The 13,595-nt window shown below is 56.0% G+C and carries 10 protein-coding genes; 8 read left to right on the top strand and 2 right to left on the bottom strand.

Annotated elements, in window-relative coordinates; translation table 11 throughout:
• Positions 1 to 32: 32 nt before the first annotated feature.
• The 4 genes from gcvT to mltG all read left to right on the top strand — a co-directional run bounded on the left by gcvT (position 33) and on the right by mltG (position 4,914).
• Positions 33 to 1,139 carry a glycine cleavage system aminomethyltransferase GcvT gene (gene gcvT / locus MWH26_RS13105; RefSeq protein WP_247974638.1) on the top strand — a complete coding sequence of 369 codons (1,107 nt, stop codon included), beginning with the start codon at positions 33 to 35 and terminating at the stop codon, positions 1,137 to 1,139.
• A 150-nt stretch (positions 1,140 to 1,289) separates the two neighbouring features.
• On the top strand, positions 1,290 to 2,024 hold the full coding sequence (locus MWH26_RS13100) for a 2-phosphosulfolactate phosphatase (RefSeq protein ID WP_247974637.1): 735 nt from the start codon (positions 1,290 to 1,292) through the stop codon (positions 2,022 to 2,024).
• 306 nt (positions 2,025 to 2,330) lie between these two features.
• Positions 2,331 to 3,815: a helix-turn-helix domain-containing protein gene (locus MWH26_RS13095; RefSeq protein WP_244697054.1), complete on the top strand. Its 1,485-nt coding sequence runs from the start codon at positions 2,331 to 2,333 to the stop codon at positions 3,813 to 3,815.
• A 64-nt stretch (positions 3,816 to 3,879) separates the two neighbouring features.
• Positions 3,880 to 4,914 (top strand): endolytic transglycosylase MltG, encoded by a 1,035-nt coding sequence (gene mltG / locus MWH26_RS13090; RefSeq protein WP_247974636.1) that lies wholly within the window; start codon positions 3,880 to 3,882, stop codon positions 4,912 to 4,914.
• 98 nt (positions 4,915 to 5,012) lie between these two features.
• Here the strand turns inward: mltG and MWH26_RS13085 are convergent, their stop codons facing one another.
• Positions 5,013 to 6,482, bottom strand: a complete 1,470-nt coding sequence (locus MWH26_RS13085) for a hypothetical protein (RefSeq protein WP_247974635.1) — start codon at positions 6,480 to 6,482, stop codon at positions 5,013 to 5,015.
• Between the two features lie 174 nt (positions 6,483 to 6,656).
• Between MWH26_RS13085 and dtd the strand changes: the two genes are divergently transcribed.
• Positions 6,657 to 7,103, top strand: coding sequence for a D-aminoacyl-tRNA deacylase (gene dtd / locus MWH26_RS13080; protein WP_247974634.1), 447 nt, complete (start codon positions 6,657 to 6,659; stop codon positions 7,101 to 7,103).
• A gap of 88 nt (positions 7,104 to 7,191) precedes the next feature.
• Complete coding sequence (locus MWH26_RS13075; RefSeq protein WP_244697050.1) at positions 7,192 to 7,518, top strand: nucleotide pyrophosphohydrolase; 327 nt, start codon at positions 7,192 to 7,194, stop codon at positions 7,516 to 7,518.
• Positions 7,519 to 7,596: 78 nt separating this feature from the next.
• On the opposite strand, the gene MWH26_RS13070 is transcribed toward MWH26_RS13075, so the two are convergent.
• Positions 7,597 to 8,772 (bottom strand): ribonuclease D, encoded by a 1,176-nt coding sequence (locus MWH26_RS13070; protein WP_247974633.1) that lies wholly within the window; start codon positions 8,770 to 8,772, stop codon positions 7,597 to 7,599.
• A 304-nt stretch (positions 8,773 to 9,076) separates the two neighbouring features.
• Between MWH26_RS13070 and MWH26_RS13065 the strand changes: the two genes are divergently transcribed.
• Complete coding sequence (locus tag MWH26_RS13065; RefSeq protein WP_247974632.1) at positions 9,077 to 12,145, top strand: SusC/RagA family TonB-linked outer membrane protein; 3,069 nt, start codon at positions 9,077 to 9,079, stop codon at positions 12,143 to 12,145.
• Between the two features lie 52 nt (positions 12,146 to 12,197).
• The gene (locus MWH26_RS13060) at positions 12,198 to 13,586 is read left to right on the top strand and encodes a RagB/SusD family nutrient uptake outer membrane protein (protein WP_247974631.1); all 1,389 of its coding nucleotides are present in this window, start codon (positions 12,198 to 12,200) and stop codon (positions 13,584 to 13,586) included.
• Positions 13,587 to 13,595 lie beyond the last annotated feature (9 nt).

Raw genomic sequence — 13,595 nt, 5'->3', positions numbered from 1 at the left:
CAATTTGCTATTTCTACCTCATTTCCCACCCCATGTCTGAAACGCTCAAAACCGTTCCTCTCAACGACGTGCACCAGCAGCTAGGTGCCAAAATGGTGCCCTTCGCGGGCTACAACATGCCGGTGCGCTACTCCTCCGACCTCGACGAGCACCACACGGTGCGGCGGGCCGTGGGTATCTTCGACGTGTCGCACATGGGCGAGTTCCGGGTACGCGGCCCCCAGGCCCTACCCCTAATTCAGCGCGTGACTTCCAACGATGCCAGCAAGCTCAGCCCCGGCAAGGCGCAGTATTCCTGCCTGCCCAACCAGGAGGGCGGCATCGTGGATGACTTGCTGGTGTACATGCTGGGTGAGGAAGACTACCTGCTGGTGGTTAACGCCTCCAATATTGACAAGGACTGGAACTGGATTCAGCAGTTCAACACCGACGGCGCCGAGATGCAAAACGTGTCGGACGACATCAGCCTGTTTGCCGTGCAAGGGCCCAAAGCCATTGCCGCGCTCCAGGGCCTGACCGATACCGACCTGAGCACCATTCCCTACTATTCTTTCGTGCAGGGTACCTTCGCTGGCGCGCCTAACGTCATTATCTCGGCCACGGGCTACACCGGGGCGGGCGGCTTTGAGCTGTACGTTCCCAATGAACACGCCCAGCAGGTGTGGCAGAAAATTATGGAAGCCGGCCAGCCCCACGGCCTGAAACCCATCGGCCTGGGAGCCCGCGACACGCTGCGCCTGGAAATGGGCTACTGCCTCTACGGCAACGACATCACCGACGAAACCTCACCCCTAGAAGCAGGCCTCGGCTGGATTACCAAATTTACTAAGGAGTTTACCAACGCCGACAGCCTGAAAAAGCAGAAGGAAGCGGGCGTAGAGCGCAAGCTGGTGGGCTTCCTGATGGACGGCCCCGGCATTCCGCGCGGGCATTACGAACTGGTGAACGAAGCCGGCGAGAAAGTAGGCGACGTAACCAGCGGTACCCAGTCGCCGAGCCTGAGCAAGGGCATTGGCCTGGGCTACGTGCAAACCGAACTGAGCACACCCGGTAGCAAGATTTTCGTGCAGGTGCGCGGCAAGCAACTGCCCGCTACCGTTGTGAAGCTGCCCTTCGTGAAAGGCACCGAGGAAGCGTAAGTGACTTCAACCAGAAGATAAAACGTACAGGAACGTCATTCCGAGCGAAGCGAGGAATCTCGCGTGCTGATGTTGTAACGGTTACTCAACATCAGCACGCGAGATTCCTCGCTTCGCTCGGAATGACGTTCTGCTTAATTACTGCATGGTATGTCATCCTCCCGTCTCCCCACTCTCGACATCTGCTTTTCGCCTGAGCTGCTACCTGTGTTCAATCTGCAAGGTAGGGTAGCAGTAGTGGTGGATATTTTGCGCGCTACTTCTTCCATTGTAACGGCGCTGGCTCAGGGCGTTACCCACTTGGTGCCGTTCAGCGAGCTGGCCGACTGCCAGGCTATGGCGGCCGAGGGTTACCTCACGGCCGCGGAGCGCGACGGGCAACAAGCAGCCGGCGTGGACCTGGGCAACTCGCCCTTCGGCTACCTCAATGGGGTAGTGCCCGTGCGCGGCCGCGGGGTCGCCATTACTACCACCAACGGCACCCGCGCCCTGCATCTATCGGCCGCCGCCGAGGAAATTGTGGTGGGCGCGTTCCTGAACATCGGGGCCGTGGCGGAGCATCTGCGGCAGGTGGGGAAAGATGTGGTAATAGTGTGCGCCGGTTGGAAGGGTAACTTTTGCCTGGAAGATACCTTGTTCGGAGGAGCCCTGGCCGCCCGCCTGCAGGCCGATTTCCAAACCACGGACTCCGATGCCACCCTGGCCGCCCTTGATTTGTGGGCCCTGGCCCAGCCTGATCCGGCGGCCTACCTGCTCAAATCTTCACACGTACGACGCCTAAACTACCTGGAGGCCCACAAAGACATGGAGTTTTGCATGCGCCAAGATGAATACGCGGTAGTGCCCGTGTTTCGGAATGGGCAAATAACGAGTCTGCCGAAGTAGGTAGCCCCACTCCCCCCGTGACGCAAGTAGCCGGCGAGTAAGAAGGCGTTAGCTGTGGCTGATAACGCGACTACGGTCAGGTGAAGATTCGCTAATTTCTTAAAGCCGATGCATAGGCCTAGATTTGTAGGTTTTTGATGTAAAATGTGCTTGCTTCCTGACTCGGCTGTTCCGTCGGTAGTCGTGCTACCTAGCAAATAGCCCGCACAGGCATCATGTATTTGCCTTAATGAGGCAGCCGATGCCCCAGTCAGGACGTCCATCACCGCATCTTTACCCGCCACACGTTCTACCTCATTCCTAGTTATGCTGAGTCACGGTCAGGTTGTCCGGTTGATTTTTGGGCTGAAACTGCGGGAGTTGCGCCAGGAGCGCGGCTACACCCCCGCGGAGCTGGCCCGCGCCTGCGACGTCTCGGTTTCCTACCTCAATGAGATTGAGAAGGGCAAGAAATACCCCAAGGCCGATAAAATTCTGAGCCTGAGCAAAGTATTGGGCGTCAGCTACGACCAGCTCACCTCCCTGACTCTGAGCCGGCGCTTGGAACCCATTTCCGAGCTGCTGCAGTCGGACTTGCTCAAGGAGTTTCCGCTGGACATGTTCGGGCTGGACCCACTGCGCATTGTGGAGCTGATTGCCGATGCGCCAGCCAAGATGAACGCCTTTATCAGCACCCTGTTTGAAATTGCGCGCAACTACGAAATGCGTCAGGAGCACTTTTTCCTGGCTGCGTTGCGCTCTTTTCAGGAGATGCACGACAATTACTTTGAGGAGCTGGAGCAGGATGTGCGCACCTTTATGGTGGAGCACAAGCTGCCCGCCGCAGCCCCCCTCGACCGGAGCCAGCTGGAGCGGGTGCTGGTGGAAACCTACGGGTATACCATTGACCGGAGCGGCCTGGATCAGTACGCCCACCTCGGGCGACTGCGCTCCGTATTCCAGCCCAAAGCCAAGCGCTTGTTGTTGCGGCCCGGCATGAGCGGGGCCCAGGAAGGTTTCGTGTTGGGCCGGGAGGTAGCGTTCAACTACCTCGCCCTGCGGGAGCGGCCCTACGTGAATGCCTCCTTCCCGGTGCGTTCCTTCGAGGAAGTACTCAATAATTTTAAGGCATCGTACTTCGCAGGGGCTTTGCTCATGGACGAGGAAATGCTGGTGCGTGACCTCACGCGCTTTTTCAACTCCAAGAAGTGGGACCCAGCCTTGCTGCTGGAGTTGCTGGCCAAGTATGATGTGTCGCCGGAGATGTTCATGCAGCGTATTACCAACCTGCTGCCGCGCCACTTCGGTATCCAGAGCCTATTTTTCCTGCGCTTCGACCAAGCCAATGCCTCGGCCGGCTACAAGCTAACCAAGGAGCTCCACCTCTCGCGCCTGCATAACCCCCACGGCAACGAATTGCACGAGCACTATTGCCGCCGCTGGATTTCCCTGCGCATGATTGCCGAGTTGCGCCAGCAGCCCGCCACCCACGCGCCGAATTATACGCTTGGGGCCCAACGCTCCCACTACCCCAACAACGACGAGTACCTCTGCCTGACCCTGGCCCGCGCCGGCGCCGCTACTGAGCCCGCCGTGAGCGTTACGGTGGGTTTGCTCTGCGACGAGAACCTGCGGCAGAAAATCCGCTTCCTCGACGATGTGGTTATTCCCCAGAAGGAGGTAAACGAAACCTGCGAGCGGTGCACCATTCCGAACTGTGAGGTACGTGCGGCGGCTCCGGTGGAAGTGGAGCGCCGCCAGCGCCAGCAGGAGCTGGAAGCTGCCGTAGCGGCACTGGTAAACGGGGCCTAGGGCTAAATCGGCTATTTTTGGAGTTTACCTATCCCGTTTTCGTTTGACTGCTGCTCGCTCCCTTATGCAACGTCTCCGGTGGCCGGCCCTGCTTGCTGCCTTGTTGCTGCTTCTGGGGGCGCTGGGAGCGGCCTGGTACGCGTTGTGGAAGCCCAACGTGCGCTACTCTGCCTTCGGGCCGGCCTACCTTTACATCCGGACCGGCACGGGCTACGGGGCCGTGCTGGATTCGCTGCGCAAATACGACCTCCTGCACGATGTAAGCACCTTCGAGCGGGTAGCACGCTGGCGCGACTATCCGCAACAGGTAAAGCCTGGGCGCTACCTGCTGCGGCCGGGCCTGAGTAATGCGGCGCTGGTTGAGTTGTTGGCCCGCGGGGAGCAGGACACCGTTGCTTTCACCCTCGATGTCTTCAAGTACAAGCCCCAACTGGCCCGGCAGGTAGCCCGCCAACTTGAAACTGACTCGCTCCGTTTGCGCCGGTTGTTGCAGGACAACGCCTACCTCCAGCGCCGCTACCAACTCGATACCACCACAATTCTGACCCTGTTCCTGCCCGGGCCCTACCGCCTGCTCTGGACTACCTCGGCCCCGCAGTTTCTGGATTCGGCCGCCGCTACCCACCGCCGTTTCTGGACGGCGGAGCGTCGCCGCCGCGCCGACTCGTTGGGCCTCACGCCGGCGCAGGTGCACGTGCTGGCCAGCATTGTACAGCGCGAAACGGCCAAAAAAGAAGACAAGCCGCTGATTGCCGGCACCTACCTCAACCGCCTCCGCCGCGGCATGCGCCTGCAAGCCGACCCTACGCTGCTCTGGGCCATCGGTAACTTTGGCGTGAAGCGGGTACTGAACCGGGATAAGCTGGTCGACTCGCCCTACAACACTTACAAGCACAAGGGGCTACCGCCCGGACCTATCACTTCCGCCAACCGTCAGAGCCTCGACGCCGTTCTCAAGCCCGCCCGGCACGATTACTTCTTTTTCTGCGCCCGCCCAGGTGGCAGTGGCTACTCTGATTTTGCCGCCACTTTCGCTGAGCACAAGCGCAATGCCCGCCGCTACCAGCACTGGCTCGACAGCCTGGGAGTGAAGCGGTGATTCGGTGAATGAGTGACTGAATGAGTTGTCATGGCGCGGACAGATGGCTTCGGTACCCTTGCCATCCCACAAGTTCGCCCAGTCACTACCTCAGACTTTTACAACCTGATAAGACGTAACTGCACTGAGTCGCGGCGGGCTGCTTGCTGCCGGGCTAGGGTTGCCTCATACCCCAAACCCGTAAACTCTGAGTGCTCCAGAAAGAGAAGGGGAGAAGTCAGCAGCGGCTCGCGCCAGGCGGCTACAACGGGTTGACGCTGCAGCGTGTCGAAGGCGGCTACATTGGTTACGCGCCAGTAACTATCCAGCAATACGTATTGGTAGCCGCGCTGGCGCAGGGCCGGCAGCGCCCGACTGGACACTACGGCGCGTACCGAATCGGAAGGCCGCTGAAACGGCGCCAACCCAAGCCCAACAGTACTCACTACGGGGCCGGCCTGGTGAGCTTGTAACCAAGCTGCCACAGCGGGGTAGCTGGAGGGGGAATACGCGTAAATCTGCTGCTGAATACGGTGCAGGTTCAGCCCCACTGCCCCGAGAACTAGGACCACCATTGGCACGGCCGGTAACCGTCGGAGCTGCAGGAAGGCCAGCGCGTACCAGATGCCGTAGCCCCAGAGCAGGCCCCGCGGCGCCTTAATCAGCAGCGACATGCCTGCCAGCAGGCACCATCCCCAGCTTGCCAAGTACAGCTCCAGCGAGAGTGCCTTACCGCGCCGCAGCTGGCGAAGTGCAACCAAAGGCCCCAGCAGCCCCAGCCATACTAGCCCCGACTCGAAATCCCAGAGGTAGCGCAGGTAATAAAGCCCATCGGGCCGGATGGTAGCGGCCCGCCCCGCTGCGTTGGCCGCATCAGGAAAAGCCACTTTGTAGTAGATGGCAGGCCACAAGTACCAGGGCAATCTGGCTAGTACTCCTACCACGCCAAACAGCAGGTAGGGGGCGGCCAGCAGCCCGGCCACGCGCCACCAGTGCCCACGGCGCCAAAGTAAGCCATCGGCCCGCCACCATTCCAGCACCCCCAGAATGGGGAGGGTAAGCAGGAACTTGTAGTTAAAGCACAACCCCAGCACCAGCCACCCTACTGCCCAGAACAACGTCGCGGCCGTAGCCTGCCGAAGCCGCTGGTAGTAAGCCCGTAGCAAGCCCGTAAAGCACAACAGGCTCCATGAACTCATCGTGAAGTCGCGGCCGGAAAAGGTAAGAAACAGGCTCGTGCCGAGCAGAATGGTGAGCAAGCCAACTTGCCAGCCGCGCAGGCCAGCTTCGCGGGCTATAAAGTCGGCCATAAAGGCCAGGGCCGCTACGGCCACTAGCGCGTTCAGATGCTGAAATACACGATAATCCGTGGTGAGCCACACTACTGGGGCGTACACCAAGGAAAATAGGGGGCTGCCATGATGGAATAGGTGGCGCAGGTTGCCGTGCGCCACTTCCTGCACAATTTGCCAGTTGCGCACCGAGTCGTAGTCGGGCAGGGCGGCATCAGCCAGCCCGTGCAACCGCACGGCTGCTACCAGCAGCAAGGCCGGTAGCAACCAGAGCGCACGAGAATAGGGTGAAGGCAAGCTAGGCACAAGTCAGGGGTGAGGTGCTCCGCCAAGCGGCGGCAGTAGGGCAATACTAGGTTTTCGGGTTCAATAGTACGAACTGCTACCTTCAAGAGCGTACTTGCAGCTGTAACGGCCGCCAACGCGTAGCACGGCCGAGAGCTACTGTTTTCCTTTATCACCTTTTTCAGTATGCGTATTGTGCTGCAACGTGTCCGTCAGGCTAGTGTTACCGTGGCTGGCCGCGTAACCGGCCATATTGGCCCCGGACTCCTAGTGCTGGCCGGCTTTGCTCCCGCCGACACCCCCGAGGCCCTGGAATGGATGGCTCGAAAGCTGGTAAACATGCGGATTTTCTCGGACGAGGACGGCAAAATGAACCGCTCCGTGCTTGATATAGCCGGCGAGGTTCTGGTAGTAAGTCAGTTCACGCTGCTGGCAGATGCACGCAAGGGCAATAGGCCCAGCTACATTGGCGCAGCGCCGCCGCCGCTAGCTATTCCCTTGTATGAGCAGTTCGTGACGCTAGTAGCTGCGCAGCTCGGGCGGCCCGTAGCTACCGGCGAGTTTGGGGCCGATATGCAGGTAGAGCTCCTCAATGATGGCCCTGTCACCATCGTGCTCGACTCGCCCGAGTAGCCCTTAGGCTCCTGCCTCTGCCTGCCGTGAAACCTGCTACGTAAGCCGCCGCCTCATTCCAGAACTCATCTTTATTTTCCTGCCAAGTATGACAATCGAGGAAGCCCAGCACACCGTGGACCAGTGGATCACCACTACCGGCGTGCGCTACTTTAATGAACTAACCAATATGGCTATGCTGACGGAAGAGGTAGGCGAGGTAGCCCGCATCATTGCCCGGCAGTACGGGGAGCAGTCGTTCAAGGAGTCGGACAAGGACAAGGTGCTAGCCGATGAGCTGGCTGATGTGCTGTTTGTGGTTATCTGCCTGGCCAATCAAACAGGCGTTGATTTAACCGAGGCCTTGCGCCGGAACCTGGACAAGAAAACCCAGCGCGATGCTACTCGGCATCAGCAAAATGAGAAGCTTCGGTAACATTCCCGCGCACGTAAAAACCCGCCGGCCGATACGATGATTACCGTATCAGCCAGCGGGCTTTGTAGTACTGGTTAGCTAAGCCTTCAGGTCGAAGGGTAGCGCTACGTCCTGGAAATTGATGCCGTGCTGGATAGCAGTATGCTGCAATAGCTCATGCTGCCAGGGCCGCAAGGTAGCATCAGCGCCCTGCTCAATAATGTCGGCAATCAGGCGGTTACTCAGTACCAAGTTGGCCATAACGGGGCTGTGGTCTTCTGCCAAATGCGTTTTCAGCGCCATCAGCAGCGCTTCGCGGGCATCGGCCTGGGCCGCTTTGGCTCCCGTGAGCCGCCGCCGAAAGGGAAAGCGCCGCTGTTCGGCGGGCAGGGGAGGCTCCGGCTCCCGGTCTTCCTGGGTCAAGGAAATCAGGCGCTCCGCATACGGGCTGCGCTTTAGCTCCGGGTGCAGCCCGGGAGCGTTGCGCAAATGGCCGGAGCTGGTAACCGGTAGGCGCGTAAGTTCGGCCAGGCGGTCATTACTGGCTACCATATAGGTGGGCCGGTCGATGGAGCGCGCTACCTCGTCGCGCAGCAGAAACAAATCCCGAAACAACGGCAGCTCCTGGGGCTGAATGCGGTATTTGCCAGCCAGACGCAGGTAGGGCCGTTCATCACGGGCGTAGCGCACTTCTTCTAGCGCCCGGTTTTCCTGCTCCGACCAGCTCGTGCGGCCCAAAGCAGCCAGCTTGTCGGCCAAGCGGTCAGCCAGCTCAAACAGATAAAGGACGTCGTTGGCGGCGTAGTGCTTTTGGGCCTCCGTGAGCGGGCGCTTCAGCCAATTCGACTTCTGCTCGCCCTTATCTACTTCCAGCCCTAGTTCCTGTTGAATCAGGCGCCCCAAGGAAATATTATTGTCGGCTTCTGCTAAAAGCGTATATTGAACACTTGTATCCGTAATGGTGCGCACATGCACGCCGTACAGCTCGTCCAGAAGCAGGATATCGGATTTGCAGCTATGGAAGACTTTCTCTACGGCGGGGTCCCGGAGTACGGCCCACAGCGGCTCTAGCTCCTGAGCAGGATTAGTAAGAGGAAGGGGGTCGATCAAAAAAACAGTTTCACCGTCATAAATCTGAATCAGGGCCAAATTGCGGCCGTAGCGGTGGCGCATGTCATCAAATTCCAAATCGACGGCCACGCGGGCGCGCTGGTGAAGGGCCTGGGCGGCTTGTGCTACATCAGGTCCTTCCGTGATATACTGTATATCAGGCATTAATACGACGGGTTCGGGGGAGTAGAAAGTTGGCGAGCCGATAGGCAGCTTCACCTAGCAAGTAGTAAAGGTAGTCAGCCCAAGCTATCAAAACCACAAGCAACAGTCTGGATGAAGCCCTACTTTTTCCAGTTAAGATTTTATGTTGCTAATTGCGAACATCCTAGTTCCCACCCGATCCTAGCTGCTAGCATTTACGATGCATGCAGAATAAAAGCATGTACTTTGCATGCTTACCCGCTTTTGCCGGAACAGCGGACCGGCTTTTTTTCACTCTAATCGGCCTCAAGGAGGGCCAGGTTGTATGAAACAAAATTTCCTCATCCCACTAGCGTGTGGGGTGCTGTTGGCTACTTCCGCAACAGCTCAGACACGCACAGTAAGTGGACGCGTAACCGATGCTACTGGCTCGGGCCTACCCGGCGTAACAGTGCTGGAACGTGGTACCACTAATGGTACCAGCACCGGCGCTGATGGCAGCTTTTCACTGACCGTGCAGCCCGGCGCTACTCTCGTACTCAGCTCCATCGGTTTCGAATCGCAGAGCGTAGTAGTTGGCGACCGGACGACGGTGCCCATTACGCTGCGCAGCAGTGCTACTGAATTAGGCGAGGCAGTAGTTGTGGGCTATGGTACACAGTCGAAGGCGGACCTGACCGGCTCGGTGACACAACTCAGCAGCAAAGACGTAGGCAACCAGCCCGTACAAAGCTTTGAGCAGTCCATCCAAGGCCGTGCGGCGGGGGTATTTATTGAAAACAGCAGTGGTAAGCTGGGTCAGGGTATTCGGGTGCGGGTACGAGGCGTTTCTTCCATTAGCGGTGATACTCAGCCCCTGTACGTGGTAGACGGTATTCCGGTGCTCGCCGACAACCTCTCATCAACTTCAGCCGCCACTAACCCTATTGCCGATATCAACCCCAATGATATTGAGAGTATCACGGTGCTCAAAGATGCTTCTGCATCGGCAATCTATGGCTCACGAGCTAGCAATGGGGTAGTGCTTATTACAACAAAGCGCGGTAAATCAGGCGCCACCCGATTTACCTTAGGTTTCCAAACCGGTAATAGCAGTCCAACTCGCAAACGGGAGTTTCTCAATAGCCAGGAATACGTTACCCTACTAACAGAAGCCTTGGTTAACAGCGGCCGTTCCGCATCGGCTAACACCACCCGCCTTCGGACATATGCAGCTGGCGCAACAGACCCCTTGACCTACAACACTGATTGGCAGGATCAAGTGTTCCAAGATGCTCCGTTCAGCCAGTATGACCTAAGTGCCAGCGGCGGCAATGAAAAAACCAGGTTTTTCGTCTCGGGACAATACAGCAATCAGAATGGCATCATTGTAGGCAACAAGTACGAGCGTATTTCAACTCGTTTTAACGTTGACCACAAAGCCAATGATAAGCTTGCCATTGGTATAAATGCTGCCTTGTCTCGTTCGCGGAACCAGCGTCTGCCAAACGACAATGCTTTTAGTAACCCAATGCAAATTGTGGCGCTAGCTCCTATTACTCCGTTGATAGACCCACGCACTGGCCTCCTAAGCGGCTCTTTGGACCCTGCTACGGGGCAGCCTAACACCACATTTCCCTTCTACTACAACCCGCTACTGAGCATCGAGAACGGTTCTTATAATACTATTGTATATCGGACGTTGAGCAATGTCTACGCTCAGCTAGATATCGTGAAAGGACTTTCCTACCGTTCAGAGCTTGGAGTTGACGTATTAAATCAAAGCGAAGATCAGTTCTTAGGCCGTGTCACGTCCCGCAATACAGGTCCAACTAATGGTTTCGGCTTTAGTGCTCGCTCTACCAACGCCCGAGTAGTAGTCAATAACTTCGCTACATACCGCAACACGTTCAGTGAGCAGCACTCGTTAGAATTGACGTTGGGCACTTCTTTTGAATCGGCTCAGCTTACGAGTAACAACGTTACCGGTACCCAGTTTGCCTCCGATGCCTACAAGACCCTGGCCAACGCTAGCTTGATTACCGCTGGTGGCTCCAATCGCACCAACAATACTCTAGTTTCCTACTTTGGCCGGGCTAACTACGCCTTTGCGGGTAAGTACCTGATCGGAGCAAGTGCCCGTTATGATGGATCCTCCCGTTTTGGAGCCAACAACCGCTACGGTTTCTTCCCGGCTGCTTCGTTGGGCTGGCTGGCAACGGAAGAAGCTTTCCTGAAGGATAACGCGGTGCTAAGTATGCTCAAGCCTCGAATCAGCATCGGACGGACGGGTAACCAAGGTTTCACAAACTTTGCCTCGCGCGCCTTATTTGCGGGTACATCGGGCTACGTTGGCATACCCGGTCAGCGGCCTATATCCTTAGCTAGCCCTGACCTAACTTGGGAATCCACTACGCAAGCTGATGCTGGTATCGAGTTTGGCTTCTTCAAGGACCGTATCTCAGGCGAGATAGATGTATACGAAAAGCGTACTACGGACTTGGCATTATTCGGACCAGTACCAAGCACTACTGGTTTCACCTCCCTATTCCGCAATATTGGCAGCCTACGCAACCGTGGTGCTGAATTTTCGCTTACTACCCGCAACTTCGTGGGTGACTTCACTTGGACTACTTCGTTTAACGCCTCGCGCAATATTAATCGGATTACTGACCTCGACGGCCCGCCTATCCTAGGTAGCTTCCTCAGTCGTGCTCAGGAAGGAGAGCCACTAGGTGTGTTTGTTGGCCCTGAGTATGCCGGTGTAAACCCCGATAATGGAGATGCACTTTACTATTTGAATTCGACAAATGCAGACGGAACTGTCAACCGCGCTACCACGAATAATATAAACGAGGCTACGTCGGTAGTGGTAGGAAATCCTAACCCAAAATGGACAGGCGGCATAACAAATACTTTATCGTTTAAAGGATTTGATCTGACCGCGACCTTGGTAGGGGTGTTTGGAAACAGTATTTTCGATGGAGCAGGCCAGTATTACTCGGTAGGCTTTAACAACGGTCCAGATAACCAAACCCGCGACCAACTGCAGCGCTGGCAGAAACCCGGCGACATTACGAATGTTCCCCGCGCTGAATACTTAGGCGGTAATGGAATTGGTTTGTCTTCTCGTTTCGTGCGAGACGGGTCCTATGGTCGTTTGCGAACGATAGCGCTCGGCTACAACCTGCCAGCTGCTTGGGCTCAGAAAGTTTTTCTACAGTCGGCACGGGTATTTGTGCAGGGTCTGAATCTGGTGACGTTTACGAAGTACAAAGGCTGGGATCCTGAAGTAAGCACTGACTACTTAACTGGGTCAGCTAGCCAGAGTCAGAATAATATTAACCAGGGTATTGACTTCTATACTGCTCCGCAGCCGAAGACTTATACCTTTGGGGTAAACATCGGATTTTAAAGCGTAAAACAGCTTTTATTAGCGCTTTTCACTTTCCTAGCGAGCATTCATCATGAAAAAAATACTGTACGGGCTGTTCACTGCCTGTCTGCTTACGGGATCATTCACCTCTTGCAATAGTAAGCTCGACGTTGAACCTACAGACAGCATCGATGCCACAAACGCTCTAAGAACTTCTGCTGATGTAGAAGCCGCTCTGGTTGGCTGCTATACGGGCCTTCAGAATGCGGATGCTTATGGCGGTAATATCCAGTTGCTGTCCGATCTGCTGGCTGATAATGGCGAAATTTCGTTTGTAGGCACGTTTATTCCTCCTAACCAGGCTGCCCGCAAACAAATCCTGAAGGATAATGGCTTTGTTACATCTATTTGGACTAACGCCTATGATGTCATCAATCGCACGAATAATGTCCTAGCCAACCTGGACAAGCTTGACACGCCCGCAAAGCAGGCCCGGGTAGAAGGAGAAGCCAAGTTTATTCGCTCCTTGCTGTACTTCGATCTGGTTCGTCTGTACGCCCGCGACTGGAACGATGGCAATCCTCAAACTAACCCTGGGGTGCCACTTGTGCTTGTGCCTACCACTATAATTTCAGGAGAGAGCCAAGTACGTCGCAATACAGTTGCGGAAGTGTATACCCAGGTTGTGACGGACCTCACAACAGCGGAAGCTCGCTTGATAACGGCTAATCCTGCAAACAATAATGGATTTTTTGCTAACCGGTACGCCGTAGCCGCCCTGCTTTCTCGGGTGTATTTGCAGCAAAGCAAATTTGCAGAATCTGCTGCTGCCGCTAATCGGGTAATTAGTTCCGGACGCTACTCACTGGTTCCCAGTTATGCCGATGAATTTACCTCTTCAAATGATTTATTAGGTAACACGTCGGAGGACATCTTCGCTATTCAGATTAGCTCGCAAAGCGGACTAAATGAATTGAATACGTACTACTCGGTTAACCGACGGGCTGATGTAAATATCAATGATCAACTGATTAATCAGTTTGAGCCTGGCGATGAGCGCCTGGACTTGATTTCCATTGATCCGACAGGTGGACCTGCCTACTCAGGCAAGTATGATGTGCTATATGGCAATATCAAACTGTTCAGACTGGCAGAAATGTATTTGAACCGAGCAGAAGGTAATTTTCGAGCCGGTACCTCCGTTGGCGCTACGCCTTTGGCTGATATCAACCGCATTCGTCAACGCGCCGGCTTAACTCCGCTGACCATGCTGACCATCAATGATATTTTGAAAGAGCGTCGGCTAGAGTTGGCACTAGAAGGTTTCCGCTTAGGAGACTTGAAGCGGAATAAGGAATCAACGGTAGACTTGAGCAATCCTCCCGTTACGCTACCTTACAACTCGCCTCGCTTAATTTTCCCTATTCCATTACGGGAAATTAATGCTAACCCTAACTTGGTGCAAAACGAGGGATACTAGCTTTAGCAA

It is taken from the genome of Hymenobacter sublimis, from assembly GCF_023101345.1.
GTDB lineage: Bacteria > Bacteroidota > Bacteroidia > Cytophagales > Hymenobacteraceae > Hymenobacter > Hymenobacter sublimis.
Note: the sequence above shows the minus strand (reverse complement) of the source record. Positions and strands in the feature narration are given on the sequence as shown.